Below are 22,143 nucleotides of genomic sequence, written 5' to 3'. Positions count from 1 at the left end.
GTAAACAAGACTATCCTATATTTTTGCGCATAAAAAAGGTTGCCAAATTGGCAACCTCCTCTTCTTACATTACATAAATTCAGCAACAAGCTCATCAAACATTTTCTGATCCATATTTAAATCAGATTTCACTAAAGGCTCTTCACTATAGCCTTTAACAAGTTCTTGATATGATGGTTGCTTAGTATTTTGATAAATTAAACCTGTTACTAAACCGTTATTTTCCATTAACGTTTGCATAGCCATCATACGATTAGATGGATCATATCCCTCTACCGTGCTTAGTTTCGTTAAGTTCTCTTTAAACCAATCGTAAGTATTTACTTTATTGTAAGTAACACATGGGCTAAATACGTTAATTAATGAGAATCCTTTATGGTTAATACCAGCTTCAATAATTTGTGTTAATTCTTTTAAATCACTCGAAAAGCTTTGCGCCACAAATGTCGCACCAGCTGTTAAAGCCATTTCCATTACATTTAGTGATGGTTCAATTGAACCTTGTGGTGTGCTTTTCGTTTTAAATCCAGCTTCACTACGTGGTGAAGTTTGCCCTTTTGTTAATCCGTAAATTTGGTTATCCATTACGATGTACGTAATGTCGATATTACGACGAATAGAATGGATTGTATGTCCCATACCAATCGCAAATCCATCACCATCACCACCTGAAGCGATAACTGTTAAATCACGATTTGCCATTTTCACACCTTGTGCAATCGGAAGGGCACGACCATGAATACTATGCACACCATATGAATTAATATAACCTGAAATACGGCCTGAACAGCCGATACCAGAAATAACAGCAAGTTCATCTGGATTTAAACCAACGTTAGCTGCTGCACGTTGAATTGCAGCTTGCACTGAGAAGTCTCCGCAACCTGGGCACCAGTTTGGCTTTACACTGTTACGAAAGTCCTTAAATGTTGCCATTTAATACAACCCCTTTTTTGCATTCGTTGTAAATCTCTTTCGGCAAGAATGGGTTTCCATCATATTTTAAAAGACTAGAAATTTTCTCACCATTACCAAGATTCATTTTCATAATGTTAGCAAGCTGACCTGTTGCATTGTTTTCTACTACTACAACACGCTTCGCCTTTTTCACAAGTGGATCGATTTCAGCTGTTGGGAACGGGTGAATTAAACGCACATGAGCATGGTTTACTTTCATACCCTCTTGTTCTAAACGCGTCATTGCCTCTTCGATTGCACCACGAGTTGAGTTAAATCCAACAAGCAATACGTCTGCTTCTTCATGCTTAACATTTTTATAAACAGGGGTATTAAACTTCAAGTTCTCCATTTTACGGAAACGTTTGTCCATTTGATCTTTACGGTTTATTGCTGATTCCGATGGTTTTCCAGTTTCATCATGTTCTACACCTGTAACATGGTGAACACCATTTTTCATACCAGGTAAAACACGCGGTGAAACGCCGTCTTCTGTTACTTCATAACGCTTGAAGTATGCTTTATTTTCACGTTCTGGTAATTCCGCTTCTAAATCAAGCTTACCACGACGAATTTCCACTTTATCTAATTTAAGTGGTTCTACTGTTTGTTTTCCTAACGAAAGCTGTAAATCTGTTAAGAAAATAACAGGAACTTGATATTCTTCAGATAAGTTAAATGCTTCTACAATGTCATAGAAAGCTTCTTCAACTGTACTTGGCGCCATTACGATTTTTGGAATTTCACCATGCGTACCGTAAATCATCGCCATTAAGTCAGACTGTTCTTGCTTCGTTGGTAATCCTGTACTTGGGCCGCCACGTTGTGTATCAACAATTACTAATGGGGTTTCTGTAATACCTGCTAAACCGATTGCTTCCATCATTAATGAAAGACCAGGACCAGCAGATGCCGTTAATGTACGAACACCAGCATAGTTTGCACCGATTGCCATTGTACAAGCTGCGATTTCATCCTCAGTTTGGATTACTGTTCCGCCGACTTTCGGTAATTTTTTAATTAAATATTCCATAATTTCTGATGCAGGTGTGATTGGGTATGCTGACATAAAACGAGCACCACCAGCTACCGCACCAAATGCAATTGCATCGTTTCCAATCATAAACATGCGTTTTTTACCATCAGCTTTTTCAAGCTGCATCATGTTTACTTTCTCACCTAGTAATTCTTTCATATATTGAGAGCCACGTTTAATTGCGTCCATATTCTTTTGAACGACTTGCTCTCCTTTACGACCAAAGATTTCTTCAACAACATCTAAATAAGCTGTTTCATCTAATCCTAATACTGCACTTGATGCTCCAACAGCAACCATGTTTTTCATTAATGATGTGCCTAATTCCGAAGCAATATCTGTAAACGGTATCACATATAGATTTACATCTGTATTGTCAGGTATTGTTGGATTAAATTTCGCATCCGCAACTACAATTCCACCTGGACGTAGTTCGTGGAAATTAAAATCAATTGTTTCTTGGTCAAAAGCAATTAAAATATCTAAATCATCTGAGATCGCTCGTACTTCTGTTGTACTTACACGAATTTTATTATTTGTATGGCCGCCTTTTATACGTGATGAGAAGTGGCGGTAACCGTATAGGTAATATCCTAATCGGTTTAATGCAATACAGAAGATTTCTCCTGTACTTTCAATTCCTTCACCTTGTTGGCCTCCAACTTTCCATGAAAGTTGACTAATCATCTCCTACACCCCTTTTGGCTGCATTCATTGTAGTGTATTTTTTTACAGTAATAGTTTAGCATTTTTTATGCAAATAAACTACAACGGACGCAAATTATGCCTCTTCTGATTTCCCTGAATCTTTAGTATAAAGCTATTTTGTTTTTCATTCTAGTATTAGGTCTTAAAAAAAGCAATAAAATCAAATGAATTAATTTTAATTTTTCTGAATTTTAAGTCAGAATTCAGAAACTCATATGTTCTACAAAATTATCATATAAAAATCGTTCTACAGTAGATGCAGCATAGTGTTTGCAAAGCTCGTTCATTACATTTTCATAATCTCGATACGCTGATACATTTACAACTGTATCTACAATCCCATCAAAATCTGAACCAAACCCTATATTGTTTTCTCCACCTAGCAAGCAAATATATTCGATATGTTTTATTATATCTGTTATATTTGCTTCATTTTCATTCGTTAGGAACTGTGGTACAAAAGTGACACCGATCATGCCATTTTTCTTTATAAGAGCTTTAAGTTGTTCATCATTCAAATTACGTGGGTGCTCACAAAGTTTCATACAATTTGAGTGGGAGGCAATAGGATTTTTTACAATTTCTATCACATCCCAAAAGCTTCTTTCATTCAGATGAGACACATCAGTCCATACATGTAACGTATTAAGTTCTTGTACAACTTGTTTACCAAAAGTCGTTAAACCCGCCCCACGCGTCTCTAGCGCACCATCAGCTAAGAAATTGGCATAGTTCCATGTCAGTCCAAAAGAACGTACTCCTAGGCGATACAACAACCGTAATTTCATTGCATCTTTTCCAATTGCTTCGCATCCTTCTAGTGTTAATATCGCTCCAACCTCGTCCTGTTTTAACACGTTAATATCATCTTTTGTCTGAATAAACTTTACACCTGGTAGGGATAAAATTTCATTATAAAAAATATCCACCATTTGTAATGCTACTTCAAATCGGTTTTCATATGCCACTGTTTCTGGCACATATATAGCAAAACATTGTATACTTCCTTTTCTTCTCTTTAACTGTTCAAATGTAATATGTAATTTTGAATCATCTTTAAAATTCCTTTTCCCTTGTGCACTCCATAACTGAAGAAGCACGTCACAATGAGCATCAAAAATTTTCATTTTCATTCCTCCATTATAAAAACAACCTGTTTGCATACTGCAAACAGGTTGTTTAAACTTAACGAGGTTCTACAATTAATTTTATTGCTGTACGCTCTTCGCCATCAATCATAATATCTGTAAACGCTGGGATACAAATCAGGTCCAAACCACTAGGCGCTACAAATCCTCTTGCGATTGCTACTGCCTTTACAGCTTGGTTCAATGCACCTGCACCAATAGCTTGAATTTCTGCTGTTCCGCGTTCGCGAATAACACCTGCAAGTGCACCAGCTACAGAATTAGGGACCGACGTTGCTTTAACTTTTAATATTTCCATTCCGCGTTTCCTCCTCGTTTCTTTAAAAAGTATTAGCAATTATTTCACTTTAACTTATATTCACGAGGAATGGCGCGTATTCCTGCTAAATTTTCGTAATTTTTCTAAAAAATTAAAATATAATAACTTATCTAAAATTTAACGAAAATTTACTCGAAAAATGGTTGATCGTCATTAATTAAAATACGTTCAATTTTCTTTGCTTTTCCTGTATTTGGATCCACATCAATTAACACTGCACTTAATTGCGTTCTACCATTTGTTACTTCAAATCGTACTGGTAAGTTTGTTAAAAACTTCTTCAATACTGCTTCTCTGTCCATACCTAATATTCCGTCATACGGCCCTGTCATCCCAACATCTGTAATGTATGCCGTTCCGCTTGGTAAAATACGGTTATCCGCTGTAGGGACATGCGTATGCGTACCTACTACTGCTGTAGCACGTCCATCTACATACCAACCTAGCGCTTGTTTTTCACTTGTAGTCTCCGCATGGAAATCAACAAATATAATATTCGTACGCTTTTTCGCAATATTAATTAATTCATCCACTTTACGGAATGGACAATCAATTGGAGGAAGGAAAGTACGTCCTTGTAAGTTAATAACTGCAACTTCTGTTCCATTACAGTTCACAAATATAAGTCCTTTTCCTGGAGTTCCTTCTGGGAAGTTTGCTGGTCTTGCAAGATATTTTGCATCATCGATGAATTCAAATACTTCACGATTATCCCAAGCGTGGTTTCCAAGTGTAACTGCCTGCGCCCCACACTCTAAAAAGTTTCGATATATTTTTTCTGTAATCCCACGGCCACCTGCTGCGTTTTCTCCATTAATGATTGTTACTGTAGGTGTATATTTTTTCTTTAATGCCGGTACGTATTGTTGAATCATACCTCTACCAGGAGATCCTACTACATCCCCAACAAATAATATTCTCATATGTCTTATCCTTTCTATGTACTGCATTTTTTATTGCTATAGCATCAAGTAAATTCCTTATAATATCTTTATTATAAGTTTGTTTCACTTTTATGCTATATAACTAACTGTCTTTATTTTATCCAATTCCAACACAAAAAAATAAAGTGGTGTTTCACCACTTTATTTTGCGTATTCCACTGCACGCGTTTCACGAATAACAGTTACTTTAATATGTCCTGGGTAATCCAGTTCATTTTCAATACGTTTTCGGATATCACGAGCTAAACGATGAGCTTCTAAGTCATCGATTGTATCTGGTTTTACCAAAATACGAACTTCACGTCCTGCTTGAATTGCAAATGATTTTTCAACGCCTTCATAAGACTCTGAAATCTCTTCTAACTTTTCAAGACGACGAATATAGTTTTCAAGTGTTTCACTACGAGCTCCCGGTCTTGCAGCTGATAAAGCATCTGCTGCTGCAACTAAAACTGCAATGATAGAAGTTGGTTCTGTGTCACCATGGTGAGATGCGATACTGTTTATAACTACAGGATGCTCTTTGTATTTCGTTGCGAGTTCAACACCAATTTCAACGTGGCTACCTTCTACTTCATGGTCTATCGCTTTTCCGATATCATGTAATAGACCAGCACGTCTTGCTAGTTTTTCATCCTCGCCAAGCTCTGCCGCCATAAGTCCAGTTAAATATGCAACTTCCATAGAGTGTTTTAAGACGTTTTGACCATAACTTGTACGGTATTTTAAACGGCCTAAAATTTTAATTAAATCTGGATGTAATCCGTGAACACCCACTTCAAACGTTGTTTGCTCTCCGACTTCGCGAATATACTCGTCCACTTCACGTCTTGATTTTTCGACCATCTCTTCAATACGCGCTGGGTGAATACGTCCGTCCTGTACTAGTTTATCAAGAGCGATACGAGCTGTTTCACGACGAATTGGGTCGAATCCAGAAAGGATTACCGCCTCTGGTGTATCATCGATAATTAAGTCAATACCCGTTAACGTTTCTAACGTACGAATATTACGACCTTCACGCCCGATAATACGTCCCTTCATTTCGTCATTTGGAAGATTTACAACCGAAACGGTTGTTTCAGCAACATGATCAGCTGCACATCTTTGCATTGCAAGAGATAAAATCTCTTTTGCTTTCTTATCCGCTTCTTCTTTCGCGCGAACTTCACTTTCTTTTACCATAACAGCGATTTCATGAGAAACTTCATTTTCTACTTTACCAAGAATAATTGCTTTCGCTTGTTCGCGTGTCAGATTGGAAATGCGCTCTAATTCCGTTTGTTGCTTTTGAACTAACTCTCCCACTTTGCTTTCCAACTCTTCAATCTGTTGTTGTCTCGCTACAAGAGAATCCTCTTTCTTCTCTAACTGCTGCTCGCGTTTATCGAGCGTTTCGTCTTTACGATCAAGGTTCTCTTCTTTTTGCATTAAACGATTTTCTTGTTTTTGTAATTCGCTTCTACGGTCACGAATTTCTAATTCAGCTTCTGTACGAAGTGTATGAATTTCATCCTTTGCTTCTAAAAGCGCTTCTTTCTTAAGTGCTTCAGCCTCACGATTCGCTTCGTCTAGAATACGTTTCGCTTCATTAGCCGCACCATTAATCTTCGCTTCAGCAATAGACTTTCGAACAAAAAAGCCAACAACTGCACCGACTGTTGTTGCAAGCAAAATGGAGATGAGTATCCAAACTGTACTACTCATGATTTCACCTCCCCTTGCTATGAATGAAAAAAGACTGTCGGCATGTACATTAAATTACAACATACAGCAAAGACCGTCGTCCCGCTTTTTTAAGGGACTTTCTTCATTTCACAATTAAAATGTCATATTATTATTTCGGTAAGATTTAAACCTTACTCCGAATATTACTTCTCTTCTTGAGAAGAGTATATCGTATATAAGAAAAAATATACATTCTCATTGTATCTATCGTAATTTTCATTGTCAAGCGTTGTCTACTTTTACTTTCTTTACCTTCAGCCTTGAATGTGATGTAAATTTAAAAAGTAAGGAGCCTACTATACTGGAAAACCTTAGTAATTCCCAATTCTTTTCCTTAAAATATTTAAATATCCCTCTTTACACAACCCATTTGAAGTAAAAAAATATTTTTATCAATAGTATTATGCTCCTTAATAGTAGATAAAAAAATAAAAGACACGAGGCCGTGTCTTTTATTTTTTAATCAAGAAGAGTTGAATCTTCTGCGCCCTCAGCACCAGAATCTTCACTAATTCCGTGATGCTCACGAATAAAGAAGGCAATTTCTTCTCTTAAATCTGTATTTTCTTTTAAGAACTGCTTCGAATTTTCACGACCTTGTCCTAGGCGTTCTTCATTATAAGAATACCAAGCACCGCTCTTTTGAACGATATCAAGCTCAGAAGCCATATCCAAGATTTCACCTTCTCTTGAAATACCTTCTCCGTACATAATATCAACTTCCGCAACACGGAATGGTGGTGCTACTTTATTTTTCACTACTTTTACTTTTGTTTTATTACCAACGATGTCGTTACCTTGCTTTAATTGCTCCGCACGACGCACTTCAAGACGTACAGTTGAATAGAATTTCAACGCACGACCACCTGGAGTTGTTTCTGGGTTTCCGAACATAACCCCAACTTTTTCACGAATTTGGTTAATAAAGATTGCAATTGTTTTTGATTTGTTGATTGCTCCTGAAAGCTTACGCAGTGCTTGTGACATTAAACGTGCTTGTAAGCCTACATGTGAGTCACCCATGTCGCCTTCAATCTCTGCTTTCGGTACAAGAGCTGCTACAGAGTCAATTACGATAATGTCAACCGCACCACTTCGTACAAGTGCTTCCGCGATTTCTAATCCTTGCTCCCCTGTATCAGGCTGTGATAATAGTAATTCATCTATGTTAACGCCTAATTTTTGTGCATATACAGGATCCATTGCGTGCTCCGCATCGATGAATGCTGCTTGTCCACCTTGACGTTGTACTTCTGCAATTGCATGTAATGAAACTGTCGTTTTACCTGAACTTTCAGGTCCGTAAATTTCGATAATACGGCCACGTGGATATCCGCCTACTCCTAGTGCCACATCAAGTGCTAAAGAACCACTAGAAACCGTAGAAACTCTACGCTCTGCTTGTTCTCCTAATTTCATAATTGAACCTTTACCGAATTGCTTCTCTATTTGTTTTAACGCCATATCTAACGCTGCTTGACGATCACTCATTCAAAATTCCTCCTTAACTGAATTGCTAATCTTATTATACCTATTTTCAATTCAATTTGCCAACAAAATCGAACATTTATTCGATTTTTTTATTTTCTATCAAATAATATCTAAATTTAAACGTAAAAAAAGCTAGAAGAAACTTATATCTCTTCTAGCTTTTTATATAAATGATAAAATCCATATTTTGCTGTTCGTTCTCTAATTTGTTGACGACTTCCGCTTAAATTAAGAGGAAAGACTACAGTTGGTTCATCCTTAATCGAAAGCCCAACAAATACTGTTCCTGGTTCTTTCTGTTCTGAAGCATCTGGCCCTGCTACCCCAGTGAAACTAATTCCGATATCCGCTTTTAATACATCCTTAACATTTTCAGCAAGATAACGAGCACATTCTTTACTAACTGCACCATCAGTATGCAATACTTCTTCAGGCACACGTAAAACATGTTGCTTCACATCATTATGATAACAAATGACACCGCCTTTAAATACAGAAGAAACACCAGCGTTTTCAGTTACTTGATTTCCAAAAAAACCACCTGTTAAACTTTCTGCACACGCTAAAGTTAACCCTTTTCTCTTCAATAACTCGATTGCCTTATAATGCAAAAATTCTTGGTCATATCCGTAGAAAAATTCTCCTACTCTTTCTAAAATCAAATCTTCCACATGTTGAATTAGTTTCTCCGCTTCGCTAACATTTTGATGCTTAGCGGTTAAACGTAATGTCACTTCTCCATCATTTGCTAACGGGGCAATTGTTGGGTTTGTTTGTCCATCAATTAAATCTTGAACTTTCACCTCTAATTGGGACTCCCCAATACCAAAGAAACGAAGCACACGAGAATAAATGTTTTCTCCTGTTGTAAAATTACGTAAAAAAGGCTCTACGTAACTTACATACATTGGTTTCATTTCTTTTGGCGGCCCTGGTAATAAAATATAAACTTTTCCGTTCTTATTTACCCCCATACCTGGCGCCATACCGTGGTCATTTGCAAATACTGTTGCTCCATTTAAAACGAGCGCTTGCTTTTTATTATTCTCCGTAAATTCACGGCCTGTACGCTTAAAGTAATTACTTATTAAGGCTAATGCCTTTTCATCATACACAAGCTCTTCATCTAAACTAGTAGCTATCGTTTCTTTCGTTAAATCATCTTTTGTCGGTCCTAATCCACCTGTAAAAATAAGTATATCAGCACGTTCTTCCGCAGCTTCAATCGCCTTTTGCAGTCGCTTATTATTATCACCAACAACAGTATGATAGTACACGTTAATTCCGATTGAAGCTAACTTTTCAGATAAAAACTGGGCGTTTGTATTTGCAATTTGTCCAAGTAATAATTCAGTTCCAACCGCAATAATCTCAGCATTCATCCCAATTCCCCCATAAACTTCTATTTTGAGTTTACAAAAGCAGCTCTATTTTTCCAGAAATAATCCCATCCTGAAATAACAGTAAAGATTAATGCAATCCATATGAAGATATCCGCAACTGGAATATGGATTAAATTTAAAGGTACATCGTGTAATAAATATGCTGCAATCGCAATAATTTGTGTCCATGTCTTAATTTTCCCTAGCTGGTTTGCTGCAACTACTTCCCCTGTTCCAGCAAGTACAAGACGTAAACCAGTTACTGCAAACTCACGACTGATAATTACAATAACAATCCAAGCCGGTACATATTGCATCTCTACCAATGTAATAAGTGCTGCCGAAACAAGTAATTTATCAGCTAACGGGTCAAGAAACTTCCCTAAATTCGTTACAAGATTATACTTTCTTGCATAATGTCCATCAATCCAATCTGTAGCTGAAGCAATGATAAAGATAAGCGCCCCCACTAAATGTTGAATTGGCAAATTAACATCACCAATTTTATATGAACCCCAATCAAAGGGTGCTAACATAATTACCATAAAAATTGGAATTAAGAAGATTCTAGATATTGTAATTTTATTTGGTAAATTCACAGCTATTCCTCCATCATATCAAAAACATTTGTTCATCGAAAAAAAGTCATCGAAGCGATGACTGTTATTGTGCAGGTTGCTCTATCCCTTGGTTTTTTATCACCAATCTTTGGTGAAGTTCTTTTTCTGGATCCAATGGATAAGCGACCACTTGGCCATTCAGTTTAACTTCAACATTCGTTGCATTTCCAATATTAAGTCGCACTTCTTTTAATGTTGATACATCACGTTTTTCTATTTGGCCCTCTTGTACTGTAGCGTTTAGAATCACATTCCCAGCATCATCTTTAACATCTACATAACTCGCACCTTTACCCGATAATTCCAGTTCTAATGTTTTATTATTATGAATTTCCAAAGTAGATACCTTTCCAGTTGTTCCAACTACTTTCACTTCTTGCTGTCCAGTTGGTTGTGCTGGTTGCTCCTCTTTCTTTGGTTCTTCTTTTTTTGGTTCCTCTTTTTTTGGCTCTTCCGCTTTCGCTTCATCTTTCTTCGTATCTAACGGAGAATCTTTCGCTTTTTGAACTTCAATTTTCTCACTTTGAGCGCTTGGAACTTTTTCATCATCTTTTCCAGTTAACGCTTGAAACACAAACCAGATTACCACTCCAACTGCGATTACTAACAGCGCAACTAAGATTTTCGGCATGTGATCTGCAATTGGCCATGATGAAGATTTTTGCATTGTTTCTTGTGTTTTTTGTCCCGTTGATACTTGTGGAACTTCACGCCTTTCAGATTGTGGTATCGTACTCTGATGTTCTACAAGCAGTTCCTCTCCATTTAATCCAACCACATCTGCGTATTGTTTAATGAATGCACGCGCATAAAAAGCTCCTGGCAATACATCATAATTGCCTTCTTCAATTGCCACTAAATGGCGTTTTTGAATTTTTGTAATCTCATGCAGCTGATCAATAGACAAGCCTTTCGCTTCTCTTGCTTCTTTCAGCTTTTGTCCCAATTCCGTCACTACTAACACCTCAATATTTCTTTAAAAGTCAAACATAGAGAAATTATTTTGCGTACCTTGCTCAATTTCATCTACTAAATTATATTGAATTTCTTCATCATAATCGTTACGCAACTCGATAATATAATCAAAATCATCCAATGTGTATTCTGACTGACTCACAAATACATCAGGATGTTCTACAACTTTCGTTGCAGGCAATCTCATAATTTCACGAACGAGCTGCCAATGTCTTTCGTTAGCACGCTTCGTTGACACAATTCCATCTAGGATGAAAATATTGTCATCGCTATACTCATCTTCAATTAATTGACTACGAACAGTTTGCTTAATAAGAGTAGATGATACAAATAACCACCTTTTATTTGCACAAACACTTGCAGCAACAATGGATTCTGTTTTTCCGACACGAGGCATTCCTCGTATACCAATTAGTTTATGACCTTCTTTTTTCATTATTTCAGCCATAAAGTCTACAAGTAACCCTAATTCATCACGCACAAACCGAAATGTCTTCTTATCATCTGCATCTCGTTGTATGTACCTACCATGTCTAACCGCTAGCTTATCTCTTAGCTTTGGCGGACGATATTTCGTTACCGTTATGTTATCCATCGTATTTAAAATTGATTCAAGTCTAGAGATTTGCTCTTGATTATCACACATAAGGAGTAATCCACGTCGTGCATTATCTACACCATTAATTGTGACAATATTAATGCCAAGCATACCGATTAACGAAGAAACGTCACCAAGCAAGCCAGGTCGGTTTTTATGTATTTCATATTCAAAATACCATTCAATCATCCAAGATCACTCCCCTTGCTTACTTTACACCTACGTACTATATTATATGATTTCACCTTAATAGGGAAGCTAAATGTATAATCTATCCCTTTCAATTATTATGCAAAAAAAATAGAGAGGAGATTCTCCTCTCTATTTTTTACTTATGTTGTACAAACTTTACCATTAAGTTTGCGATTGTATGTTGCTCTTGTTCGTCAGCAACTTTCCAAAGTTCAGCTAATAATTTCTCTTGATCGTTGCGTGCTTCTACTTCATTTGCTAAATAATCACCAACACGAAATGCCATATCTGATACAGCACCACCATCAAGACCTTTTCCTTGCGCTTGTTCTAAACGTTCTCCTAAAAAGCTCTTCCATTGATCAAAATTATCTAAAACTGACATGTGTAAGCACCTCACTACTTAGTAATAGAATCATGCTTAATTTGTACAGTTTTTCATTTTTTATGTAAGAAATTTTTAGCAATGCCACCCGCCATTTACTCCGATAATTTGTCCTGTTATATAAGATGCACCTGATGATACGAGAAATGACACAGTTTTTGCTACTTCTTCTGGTAATCCTAATCGTCCTAACGGAATCTCTTCCGCAATTTCATTCTTATCCTCTTCTGAAAATACATTTAACATTTCCGTTTCAATTGCACCTGGCGCCACCGCGTTCACTCTTATTCCACTTAATGAAACTTCTTTTGCTAAAGCTTTCACATATGAATTTTGCGCACCTTTTACCATCGAGTAAAGCACTTCACATGACGCTCCAATTTGTCCCCATATAGACGAAACAAGTACAATATTACCGCCTCTCCGTTGAATCATAGATGGCAATGCCATCGATAATAATTTATAGATACTCTTCACTTGAAGTTCTACCATATCATTCAATTCATCGTTCGTTACATCTGTTACGAGTCCAAAAATACTCTTCCCAGCTGCATATACGATAACATCAAGAGGATGTTCAATTTGTTTCCACAATTGCTCTGCCCCATCAGTAGAAACTAAATTCGCTTGAACAGGAATTACTTCACCCCATTCTTTCTGCAACTCATTCACTTTCTCTTCACTGTTATTATAATGAACATATACTGTATATCCATCTTGAATTAATTGTTTCGAAATAGCAGAGCCAATCCCTCCGCTTCCTCCAGTTACTAATGCATACTTTTTCATACAATTCCTCTCTTATCTCAAAAAAATCTTTTCCCTACAAATAAATAATACCCTCATCTTACAATTTATCAATGATAAGATGAGGGTATTGTTATGAAACCTTTTATTTTTTAGGTAAAACTTGGCAAACACTCATTTTCTCTTCTGATAATAGTAATTGAGCTACTTCTTGTAAATCTTGAACCGTTAGACTTTCTAATACAGTCAATGCATCAAACAGACTCGATTCATTAAACGCATATCGTGTAAATTGATTTGCAATATATTCCGGTGAATTCAAGGAACGTAAAAAGCCACCTATTTTCTTTTTCTTCACTCGTTCTAATGCCGCCTCATCTAATTGATCATAATTTGTGTTTAATAAAATACCTTTCAAACGCTCTTCCAGCTCATCAGGTTGCTTCGTATCGCCGCCAACCATTGCAAAACCGAAGTTATTCTCTTCTGTATAATCATACGAGAACGAATCATCAATGAGCCCTTCGTTATATAAAGATTCGTAATGAACGGAGCTTTTCCCAAATAAATAATCTAAAAGTAACGTAAGCGCAATTTCTTGTTTTAAAAGAGCTTCCCCTTTTTCTTTTAAGTTTGTCGCTTTAATACCAACTAAACATTTCGGAGTTTGTACAGGCATTGAAATAATTTTCTTCTTTTCATTTACCTCATCTGGTTCTTCTTCGAATGAACGTACTATTTCTGGTTGGTTTTTATAATCTTTCTTCGCTTGATTTTCACGTATCAAATCCATCGTTTTTTCTGGATCAATTGCACCTACAACAAACATTAACATATTGCTTGGATGATAAAACGTTTCATAACATTCATATAGTAGGTCTTTCGTAATTTTACTAATAGACTCAATCGTCCCTGCAATATCAATTTTAATCGGGTGCTTTACAAACAAGCTATCAATTAATCCAAAATATAAGCGCCAATCTGGATTATCTTGATACATTTGAATTTCTTGCCCAATAATACCCTTCTCTTTTTCAACGGTTTTTTCAGAGAAGTAAGGCTCTTGTACAAAGTTTAACAATGTATTTAAATTTTGTTCTACATTTGATGTACATGAGAAAAGGTAAGCTGTTCTTGTGAAAGATGTGAAAGCATTTGCCGATGCCCCTTGTTTACTAAACAATTGGAAAGCATCGTGATCTTCTTTTTCAAATAATTTATGCTCAAGAAAATGTGCAATCCCATCAGGCACACGAATCATTTCTTCTTTCCCTAATGGTATAAATGTATTATCTACAGAACCATATTTCGTCGTAAACGTCGCAAATGTTTTATTAAATCCTTGTTTCGGTAAAACATATACATCTAATCCATTAGGAAGTTTTTCATAATAGAGTGTTTCTTTTAATTGTTCATAAACAATTTTCTCCATTTACTCTCCCTCCGTTCCTTGTAAAAAGTAAATTGTATCTAGTTCAATATTTTTAGCAACTTTTACAATTTCTTGTTTTGTCACACTTTCTATACCGGTAAGCCATTCTTCAACTGGACGTGTACGATCTGAAATAATACCATGATATAACATTTCTACAAAACCACGTGGTGTATCAATTGCCTCTAATATTTGATTTTGGATGACACTTTTTGTTTGATGTATTTCTTCTTCAGAAAACTCTCCGTTTTGCATCGCAAGCATTTGTTCTTTAATAATCTCAACTGCTTTTTCATAATTTTTCGCTTCGATTCCTGACATAACAAATAATAAACCTTTATGACTTTCAAAGCGCGATGCTGCATAGTACGCTAAACTATTTTTTTCACGCACATTTACGAATAACTTCGAATGAGAAAAGCCACCAAACAATCCATTGAACAATTGCAATGCAAAATAATCTTCATCTTTATATGTGACAAATGTACGATAACCGATGTGTAATTTACTTTGTTTTAATTCTTGTTTTTCAACAACTTCTTTTTCTTCATTATTTCGTCTATGAAGGAGTACATTTCTTTCTCTCACTGGACGAGCTGAAATAGAAAAATACTTACTTACAAGATCAACGGCGTTTTCTGAAATATCACCAATAATATATAAATCCATTTCATCTTCCGCTAGCACCTTTTGATAATATTGATACAGACTTTCATTTGTAATAGACGTAACACTCTCTTTTTTTCCATTTGCACTTAAACGATACGGTTCTACTTTGCACATTTCTTCAATTAAACGCTCGTTTGCATAACGCATTTTATCATCATAAGTAGCTTCAATTCTCTGTAACAGTGCTCTTTTTTCACTTTCTACGATAGAAGATAGGAAACCGTTCTCCTCCGTTGCTGGATGTAACACGATATCTGACAACATAGAAAGCGCTTTTTCAAATAACGGTGGTGCATCATGTAAATAAACTTCATTTGCAATGTCTACATAAATGGAGATAATATGGTCTTCCCCTTTTTTACTTACATCTACCGCTAAAGAAGATCCGTATAATTCTTCTAAATATTGACGAAGACGAATTACAGAAGGTAATTTTTCTGTCGCACTTTGCAATACGTATGGCAATAGGGCACGCTCTGTCACCGTCTCCTCATTTAAAGGCGCTTTAAAACGAAATACAAAGGTATTCGTTTTATATTTATCAGTCGGAATAATATGTACGCGCAAACCACCTAATTCATGTAGTTGTTGTTCCATTAGTTTCATTTATAGCCCTCCTTTACGTATATAGGAATATTCCTCTTCAATATACAGTTTTTAGAAATGAAAAATCAACTTTTCTTCCTCACTATACTTACATAAGGCCCTTTCTAAAAACTGTAATATGTAAGGAACATAGTAAAATTCCGTATTAAATATAGTCTATGTAAAAAAGCCCGCACTAATGTGCGAGCTTTTTATACTTATCGTTTTCCTTTTTCATAAGGAGTTCCTAATGCTTTCGGAGCTTCAGAACGACCTACAAAACCAACGAGTGCTAATATTGTGAATACATACGGTAATATTGTTAATAAAACACTCGGAATTTGATCTAATACAGGAATTGTTCCACCTGTTACACTTAATGATTGTGCAAAACCAAAGAATAGCGCTGCACCTAATGCACCTAGTGGATTCCACTTTCCAAAAATCATAGCAGCTAATGCTAAGAAACCTTGTCCTGTAATAGTTGCCCCTGAGAAGTTATTAGAAATTGACATCGCAAAAATTGCTCCACCAATTCCAGCAAACACCCCTGATATACAAACGCCAATATAGCGCATTTTATATACGTTAATCCCCATCGTATCCGCTGCCATTGGATGCTCACCAACCGCACGAAGACGAAGACCGAACGGTGTTTTATAAATAACATACCAAACAACGAATGCTAAAATAATGGCAATATACGACGTTATTGGTACGTTAGAGAAGAATATTTTCCCTAAAACCGGAATATCTGAAAGGCCTGGAATATCAATCTTTTCAATACGGTACTGAATAAAGTCAGTCTGTCCTTTATCAAAAATCTTCTTAATTGCAAATACCGTTAATCCAAGAGATAAGAAGTTAATTGCTACACCACTTACAACTTGATCTGCTCGGAATGTAATAGAAGCTACCGCATGAAGTAATGCAAACAAACCACTACCAATTGCCGCAAATAATAACGCAATCCACGGAGTCATCGTGCCCCAAGTATCACCCATTAATAAGTTTGTAACAACTCCAATAAATGCACCAAATAGCATTAGTCCTTCTAATCCGATATTTACAACACCTGATCGTTCACTAAATACACCACCTAGTGCTGTGAAAATGATAGGTGCCGATGTATATAACGTACCCGTCACAAGAATGGCTAATATATCTAAAAAGCTCATTTATTTCCCCTCCTTGCTCATGCGTGTAAGCGCCCATCTTAACACATAACTACATGCAACAAAGAAGATGATACATGCAATAATTACATTAATAAGCTCTGACGGTACATCTGCCTCAAAGTTCATTTGAGGGGAAGCACTTTTCAAACCACCAAACAATAAAGCTGAAAGGATTATACCAAACGGATTGTTCCCTCCAAGTAATGCTACGGCAATCCCATCAAACCCTACTCCTGTAAACGAAGACATCGCTGTCATACTCTGGAATGTCCCTAATCCTTCCATCGCTCCACCAATCCCCGCAAATGCACCAGCAATTGTCATGGAGAATACTACATTACGAGAAACTTTCATACCTGCATATTGAGAGGCATGCTGATTAAATCCTACCGACTTTAATTCGTAACCTAAAGTTGTTCGATCTAATAAGAACCACATTAAAATAGCGATTAAAATTGCTACAATAATTCCCCAGTGTAGACGTGAACCATCAGTAATAGAAGCAAGCCAGTCTGAAGATAGTGACGCACTCTCTTTAATGTCATACGTTTTATCATTACCCTCGTGTAAGAAACGCTTAATAATGTCATATGTTACGTATAAAGCAATATAGTTCATCATAATTGTTACAATAACTTCATTAACTTGAAATTTCCCCTTTAAATATCCAGGGATGAAACCCCAAATTCCACCTACTAATGCTGCAAATAAAATTGATAACGGCATGTGAAGAACAGCTGGTAGCGAAACTGCATAACCGAACCAAACTGCTGCAAGCCAACCAACTAACAATTGACCCTCTACCCCGATATTAAATAAGCCTGTACGAAATGCAAACGCCACCGATAAGCCAGCAAGAATAAGCGGTATCATTGTACGGAGAGTTTCACCAATCGCACTTGCGCTGCCGAACATTCCTGTCCAAAGTGCACTATAACCAACAATTGGATCATAGCCACTAACTAGCATTACAATCGCTCCTACAAGTAAGCCGAAAATAACGGATAGTACTGGGACTAAAATATTTATCGTTCGTTCTGTTAAAAGCTTTTTAGCCATTTGTACCCACCTGCTCCTTCTTTGTTCCTCCAGCCATTAACAATCCAAGCTGTTGTTCATTCGTTTCTTTCGCATCAACTATTGCTACAATTTCCCCTTCATAAATAACAGCAATTCGATCGCTAACATTTAAGATTTCATCTAACTCTAATGATAAAAGTAATACACCTTTTCCTTTATCCCTTTGCTCTATTAATCTCTTATGAATAAATTCAATTGCTCCTACATCTAAACCACGTGTTGGCTGTGCCGCAATTAATAAATCTGGATCTCGGTCTACTTCACGTGCAATAATTGCTTTTTGTTGATTCCCCCCAGATAGAGCGCGTGCTAACGTTTGCTCACTAGGTGTACGTACATCAAACTGTTCAATAAGAGCCTTTGCTTTTTCTGTAATTTTGCTGAAATTTAAAATCCCTTTCTTTGAAAATGGATTTTTATAGTACGTTTGAAGAACTATATTATCTCTAACAGAAAAATCAAGTACGAGTCCGTGTTTATGACGATCTTCTGGAATATGACCAATTCCTTCTTCTGTTATTCTTCTAACAGGCCAATTTGTTATTTCTTTTCCTTTAATTGCAATAGAACCTGACTCAACTTTTCGTAAACCAGTAATTGCTTCTATTAATTCACTTTGTCCGTTTCCATCAATCCCTGCAATCCCAACAATTTCCCCCGCACGAACAGTTAAGTCAAGGCCTTTTACAGCAGGTAGTTGACGTGCATCGTGAACAACAAGGTTTGCAATTGAAAGTACCTCTTCTTTTGGCTTCGCGTCTATTTTTTCTGTTTTAAAATTCACTTGACGTCCGACCATTAATTCTGCAAGTTTATTTTCATCCGTATTTGCAACGTCAACCGTTCCAATCCCTTTTCCTTTACGAATAATCGTACAACGATCGCAAACTTCCATAATTTCTTTCAACTTATGTGTAATAAGAACAATAGATTTTCCTTCTTGTACAAGCTTTTTCATAATTTGAATTAGCTCATGAATTTCTTGTGGTGTTAACACGGCTGTCGGTTCATCAAATATTAAAATTTCTGCACCGCGGTAAAGAGTTTTCAAAATCTCAACACGCTGTTGCATACCCACTGAAATATCCTGTATTTTCGCATATGGATTTACAGCTAAACCGTATTGTTCAGACAATTTTTGAATTTCTTTAGCAGCTTCCTCAACAGCAATTTTCCCTTTTTTCTTCGGTTCATTTCCGAGAATAATATTCTCTGTAACTGTAAAATTATGAACAAGCATAAAGTGTTGATGGACCATTCCAATACCAAGGTCATTTGCTATATTCGGATTTGTGATTTTTACAGGTTTACCTTTAATTTTAATTTCACCCTGCTCTGGTTGGTACAAACCAAATAGTACATTCATCAATGTGGATTTCCCTGCACCATTTTCTCCAAGTAAAGCATGTATTTCTCCTTGCTTTACTTGCAGCGTAATATCATCATTCGCTACAATGCCTGGGAATACTTTCGTAATGTTATTCATCTCAATTACGTATTCCATTTCGTTCCTCCTTTTAACAGGGAACATTCCCTATTACACTATTAACTTATTAAGCGATTTGGAATTTTTATACATACAAAGGTTAGTTCTATGAACTAACCTTTGCTATTTCTCTATTTATTTTTTTAGAGAAGCTTCATATTCTTTATACTCTTTATCTGTAGCCGGTACTTTAATTTCACCATCTGTAATTTTCTTTTCAAACTCTTCTACTTTTGTTAAAATTTCAGGGTTAACCTTTTTCACGTTATCAGTTGTTTTTGAAATACCAATACCGTCATCTTTTAAACCAAACGCTTCAATTTTTCCACCTTTTAATTTTCCATCTTTTGCTTCTTTAGCTACTTTTTCTACAGCTACATCCACACGTTTAATCATTGAAGTTAATGTTACATTTTCAGGCATACCTTCTTGATGTTGGTCACGGTCAACACCGATTACCCAAACATTTTCACCTTTTTTCTTACGGTTTTTCGCTTCAGTGAACACACCGTTACCTGTACCACCAGCAGCATGATAAATTACATCTACACCTTGACCATACATTGCTGATGCAAGAACTGTACCTTTTTCAGGTTTATCAAATGCTTCCGCATATTCAGATACGATTTCAATGTTTGGATTTACTGCCTTTGCACCAGCTTTAAATCCATTTTCGAATTTACTAATTAAATCACTTTTCATTCCACCAACAAATCCTACTTTATTCGATTTTGTTGACATAGCTGCTACCGCACCTACAAGGAATGATCCTTCATGATCTTTAAATGTAATACTTGTTACGTTCGGTGCATCTACAACAGTATCAACGATTGCGAATTGTTGTTTTGGAGATTCTTTTGCAACTTCTTTAATTGCACCTTCTAATTTATAACCGATTCCGAAAGATAAATCATACTTATCTTTTGAAAATTTCTTTAAGTTTGGAATATAATCTGCTTCTTTTTCAGACTGTAGGTAACGATAATTTGTCTTTTCCTTTAATCCATTATCTTTACCAAACTTTTTCAAACCTTCCCAAGAAGATTGGTTGAATGATTTATCATCAACGCCCCCAACATCCGTTACCATACCAACTTTGAAGTCTTTATCTTCTTTCTTATCACTGCTCGCCTTATCCGAGTTACCACATGCACCTAACACCGTACTTGCTGCTAATGTTAATGATAATAAAAGACCTGTTTTTTTCTTCATACTAGAAACCCCTCCTGAAATGATTTGTCTATTTTTTATACGCTGCTGTTCCTTACTTCTTGCTGTCACCTCCCTAAAAAGGAATTTACCTACATACGCTTTCTTAATACGTGGAAGCTAAATTTATCAGCTCTAAAGTAATTGATAGAATATAAGATTGGCTCATCATTTTGATCGTAGTGCATTTGTTTTAATACAAGCAGCGCTGTTTCAGGCTCACATTCTAAAATCGGTGAGATTTTAGGGTGATAGCCAATTGGCTCAATGTGAGCAACCGCATATGTTATGCGCTTATGCGTGTTATTATGTATCACCGTTAATAATGATTCCTCATTGTAACCCGATAAATCTGGCAATATTTCTTTTGCAAGTTTATCGATACAATACACAACAGGTTCCCCATCTGCTGTACGCACGCGTTCAATCATCACTGCATTAAAACCATCTTCACTATTAAACTTCTCTTTTTCCTCTTCTGTTAAAGTTGTAGTAGATGATGATAAAAAGATTGTTCCTGGTGTTTTCCCCACACTAGAAATCATATCTGTAATACTAGAAAGTTGTTCTATTCCAGAAGAAAATAATGGCTTTGCATTTACAAATGTCCCTACACCATGTCTACGAATGACAACATTTTCTTCTTCTAAAATACGCAATGCTTCCCTTAAAGTCGCTCTACTTACGCCAAGTTCTTTCGCTAAATCAAACTCTGATGGTAACTTTTGTCGTTCTTTATAAGCCCCATCTTTAATTTTTTCTTTGATGTGATCAATCACCCGTAGATATAGGTGACGACTATCGGATTTTACTGACATAAGACTCCCCCGCATTTCAATTATTCGACCTCTGATGTAAGACTTCTTTTCTCTTTTTTCAACTTACAACATAGTACAAATGACTAAACACCAAAATAAGCGTAATTGTCGAATAAATAATAATAATTTTTTTAAATAAAATTTTCACTCTTTATTGTATAAAAAAAACTTTGCACCATAAACATTCCTCATTTCGAGAAAAAGTTCGGCACAAAGATCCTTTACATCCTTTGTTACACACTTTTCCCCTCATAGTCTAGCAATTCATGGTTGCCAGGTAGAAACTTATGGACCTTATCTCCAAGATTATATGAGGCAGTGATTCTTTTCGAAGTAATCTTACCACTTGCTCTCATACGTGTCAACAAAATCTAACATTTTTCTGCATTAAATATCGAACATTTACACAAAACATACTCAAAGTATTCGTATTCTAAAGAGCACCTCTAAATGTAA

20 protein-coding genes and 1 riboswitch are annotated in these 22,143 nt (G+C 36.2%); all 20 genes read right to left on the bottom strand.

The genetic code is table 11. The annotated features are described in order from the left end of the window. Nucleotides 1-69: 69 nt before the first annotated feature. The 20 genes from ACTFRH_RS17960 to ACTFRH_RS17865 all read right to left on the bottom strand — a co-directional run bounded on the left by ACTFRH_RS17960 (nt 70) and on the right by ACTFRH_RS17865 (nt 21,687). Nucleotides 70-936, bottom strand: a complete 867-nt coding sequence (locus ACTFRH_RS17960; RefSeq protein ID WP_000190155.1) for a 2-oxoacid:ferredoxin oxidoreductase subunit beta — start codon at nt 934-936, stop codon at nt 70-72. Continuing rightward, on the bottom strand, nt 923-2,680 hold the full coding sequence (locus ACTFRH_RS17955; RefSeq protein ID WP_000625417.1) for a 2-oxoacid:acceptor oxidoreductase subunit alpha: 1,758 nt from the start codon (nt 2,678-2,680) through the stop codon (nt 923-925). Before ACTFRH_RS17955 ends, ACTFRH_RS17960 begins: the two co-directional genes overlap by 14 nt. A gap of 224 nt (nt 2,681-2,904) precedes the next feature. Beyond that, the gene (locus tag ACTFRH_RS17950) at nt 2,905-3,828 is read right to left on the bottom strand and encodes a dipeptidase (protein ID WP_000688040.1); all 924 of its coding nucleotides are present in this window, start codon (nt 3,826-3,828) and stop codon (nt 2,905-2,907) included. A 58-nt stretch (nt 3,829-3,886) separates the two neighbouring features. Then, nucleotides 3,887-4,147 (bottom strand): stage V sporulation protein SpoVS, encoded by a 261-nt coding sequence (gene spoVS, locus ACTFRH_RS17945; RefSeq protein WP_000404341.1) that lies wholly within the window; start codon nt 4,145-4,147, stop codon nt 3,887-3,889. 149 nt (nt 4,148-4,296) lie between these two features. Further along, complete coding sequence (locus tag ACTFRH_RS17940) at nt 4,297-5,091, bottom strand: TIGR00282 family metallophosphoesterase (protein ID WP_001221095.1); 795 nt, start codon at nt 5,089-5,091, stop codon at nt 4,297-4,299. A gap of 162 nt (nt 5,092-5,253) precedes the next feature. Beyond that, nucleotides 5,254-6,819, bottom strand: coding sequence for a ribonuclease Y (rny, locus tag ACTFRH_RS17935; protein ID WP_000099769.1), 1,566 nt, complete (start codon nt 6,817-6,819; stop codon nt 5,254-5,256). Nucleotides 6,820-7,299: 480 nt separating this feature from the next. Further along, nucleotides 7,300-8,331 carry a recombinase RecA gene (gene recA, locus ACTFRH_RS17930; RefSeq protein WP_001283860.1) on the bottom strand — a complete coding sequence of 344 codons (1,032 nt, stop codon included), beginning with the start codon at nt 8,329-8,331 and terminating at the stop codon, nt 7,300-7,302. A 143-nt stretch (nt 8,332-8,474) separates the two neighbouring features. Continuing rightward, complete coding sequence (gene cinA, locus ACTFRH_RS17925; RefSeq protein WP_000990698.1) at nt 8,475-9,713, bottom strand: competence/damage-inducible protein CinA; 1,239 nt, start codon at nt 9,711-9,713, stop codon at nt 8,475-8,477. Nucleotides 9,714-9,733: 20 nt separating this feature from the next. Then, nucleotides 9,734-10,312, bottom strand: a complete 579-nt coding sequence (gene pgsA, locus ACTFRH_RS17920) for a CDP-diacylglycerol--glycerol-3-phosphate 3-phosphatidyltransferase (protein ID WP_001052968.1) — start codon at nt 10,310-10,312, stop codon at nt 9,734-9,736. Between the two features lie 64 nt (nt 10,313-10,376). Next, nucleotides 10,377-11,288 (bottom strand): helix-turn-helix domain-containing protein, encoded by a 912-nt coding sequence (locus ACTFRH_RS17915; RefSeq protein WP_000137469.1) that lies wholly within the window; start codon nt 11,286-11,288, stop codon nt 10,377-10,379. Between the two features lie 21 nt (nt 11,289-11,309). Beyond that, a complete protein-coding gene (locus ACTFRH_RS17910) occupies nt 11,310-12,095 on the bottom strand; it encodes a DUF3388 domain-containing protein (protein WP_000574107.1) in 786 nt (261 codons plus the stop codon). Nucleotides 12,096-12,234: 139 nt separating this feature from the next. Continuing rightward, complete coding sequence (locus ACTFRH_RS17905; RefSeq protein ID WP_000114454.1) at nt 12,235-12,483, bottom strand: DUF3243 domain-containing protein; 249 nt, start codon at nt 12,481-12,483, stop codon at nt 12,235-12,237. A gap of 75 nt (nt 12,484-12,558) precedes the next feature. Further along, nucleotides 12,559-13,272, bottom strand: coding sequence for an elongation factor P 5-aminopentanone reductase (gene ymfI / locus ACTFRH_RS17900; protein ID WP_000759623.1), 714 nt, complete (start codon nt 13,270-13,272; stop codon nt 12,559-12,561). 103 nt (nt 13,273-13,375) lie between these two features. Next, the gene (yfmH, locus tag ACTFRH_RS17895; RefSeq protein ID WP_000411968.1) at nt 13,376-14,662 is read right to left on the bottom strand and encodes an EF-P 5-aminopentanol modification-associated protein YfmH; all 1,287 of its coding nucleotides are present in this window, start codon (nt 14,660-14,662) and stop codon (nt 13,376-13,378) included. Continuing rightward, complete coding sequence (yfmF, locus tag ACTFRH_RS17890; RefSeq protein ID WP_000772411.1) at nt 14,663-15,937, bottom strand: EF-P 5-aminopentanol modification-associated protein YfmF; 1,275 nt, start codon at nt 15,935-15,937, stop codon at nt 14,663-14,665. Nucleotides 15,938-16,134: 197 nt separating this feature from the next. After that, nucleotides 16,135-17,094, bottom strand: coding sequence for an ABC transporter permease (locus tag ACTFRH_RS17885; protein ID WP_000008857.1), 960 nt, complete (start codon nt 17,092-17,094; stop codon nt 16,135-16,137). Next, complete coding sequence (locus tag ACTFRH_RS17880; protein ID WP_001085260.1) at nt 17,095-18,153, bottom strand: ABC transporter permease; 1,059 nt, start codon at nt 18,151-18,153, stop codon at nt 17,095-17,097. Then, a complete protein-coding gene (locus ACTFRH_RS17875) occupies nt 18,146-19,678 on the bottom strand; it encodes an ABC transporter ATP-binding protein (protein WP_000456911.1) in 1,533 nt (510 codons plus the stop codon). Before ACTFRH_RS17875 ends, ACTFRH_RS17880 begins: the two co-directional genes overlap by 8 nt. Nucleotides 19,679-19,795: 117 nt before the next feature. After that, on the bottom strand, nt 19,796-20,872 hold the full coding sequence (locus tag ACTFRH_RS17870; RefSeq protein ID WP_000730604.1) for a BMP family lipoprotein: 1,077 nt from the start codon (nt 20,870-20,872) through the stop codon (nt 19,796-19,798). Nucleotides 20,873-20,961: 89 nt separating this feature from the next. Then, on the bottom strand, nt 20,962-21,687 hold the full coding sequence (locus ACTFRH_RS17865) for a GntR family transcriptional regulator (RefSeq protein ID WP_000114182.1): 726 nt from the start codon (nt 21,685-21,687) through the stop codon (nt 20,962-20,964). A gap of 232 nt (nt 21,688-21,919) precedes the next feature. After that, nucleotides 21,920-22,021, bottom strand: a riboswitch (purine riboswitch). Nucleotides 22,022-22,143 lie beyond the last annotated feature (122 nt).

The sequence above is a fragment of the Bacillus cereus group sp. MYBK216-1 genome, assembly GCF_051916495.1.
In the GTDB taxonomy this organism is placed as follows: domain Bacteria; phylum Bacillota; class Bacilli; order Bacillales; family Bacillaceae_G; genus Bacillus_A; species Bacillus_A thuringiensis_K.
The sequence above is the reverse complement of the archived record's forward strand: the minus strand, read 5'-3'. Positions and strand labels throughout refer to the sequence as shown.

Coding starts and splice junctions, on each gene's coding strand:
- ACTFRH_RS17960 (WP_000190155.1), bottom strand. CDS start 936: ATGGCAACATTTAAGGACTTTCGTAACAGTGTAAAGCCAAACTGGTGC.
- ACTFRH_RS17955 (WP_000625417.1), bottom strand. CDS start 2,680: ATGATTAGTCAACTTTCATGGAAAGTTGGAGGCCAACAAGGTGAAGGA.
- ACTFRH_RS17950 (WP_000688040.1), bottom strand. CDS start 3,828: ATGAAAATTTTTGATGCTCATTGTGACGTGCTTCTTCAGTTATGGAGT.
- spoVS (WP_000404341.1), bottom strand. CDS start 4,147: ATGGAAATATTAAAAGTTAAAGCAACGTCGGTCCCTAATTCTGTAGCT.
- ACTFRH_RS17940 (WP_001221095.1), bottom strand. CDS start 5,091: ATGAGAATATTATTTGTTGGGGATGTAGTAGGATCTCCTGGTAGAGGT.
- rny (WP_000099769.1), bottom strand. CDS start 6,819: ATGAGTAGTACAGTTTGGATACTCATCTCCATTTTGCTTGCAACAACA.
- recA (WP_001283860.1), bottom strand. CDS start 8,331: ATGAGTGATCGTCAAGCAGCGTTAGATATGGCGTTAAAACAAATAGAG.
- cinA (WP_000990698.1), bottom strand. CDS start 9,713: ATGAATGCTGAGATTATTGCGGTTGGAACTGAATTATTACTTGGACAA.
- ACTFRH_RS17910 (WP_000574107.1), bottom strand. CDS start 12,095: ATGATTGAATGGTATTTTGAATATGAAATACATAAAAACCGACCTGGC.
- ACTFRH_RS17905 (WP_000114454.1), bottom strand. CDS start 12,483: ATGTCAGTTTTAGATAATTTTGATCAATGGAAGAGCTTTTTAGGAGAA.
- ymfI (WP_000759623.1), bottom strand. CDS start 13,272: ATGAAAAAGTATGCATTAGTAACTGGAGGAAGCGGAGGGATTGGCTCT.
- yfmH (WP_000411968.1), bottom strand. CDS start 14,662: ATGGAGAAAATTGTTTATGAACAATTAAAAGAAACACTCTATTATGAA.
- yfmF (WP_000772411.1), bottom strand. CDS start 15,937: ATGAAACTAATGGAACAACAACTACATGAATTAGGTGGTTTGCGCGTA.
- ACTFRH_RS17885 (WP_000008857.1), bottom strand. CDS start 17,094: ATGAGCTTTTTAGATATATTAGCCATTCTTGTGACGGGTACGTTATAT.
- ACTFRH_RS17880 (WP_001085260.1), bottom strand. CDS start 18,153: ATGGCTAAAAAGCTTTTAACAGAACGAACGATAAATATTTTAGTCCCA.
- ACTFRH_RS17875 (WP_000456911.1), bottom strand. CDS start 19,678: ATGGAATACGTAATTGAGATGAATAACATTACGAAAGTATTCCCAGGC.
- ACTFRH_RS17870 (WP_000730604.1), bottom strand. CDS start 20,872: ATGAAGAAAAAAACAGGTCTTTTATTATCATTAACATTAGCAGCAAGT.
- ACTFRH_RS17865 (WP_000114182.1), bottom strand. CDS start 21,687: ATGTCAGTAAAATCCGATAGTCGTCACCTATATCTACGGGTGATTGAT.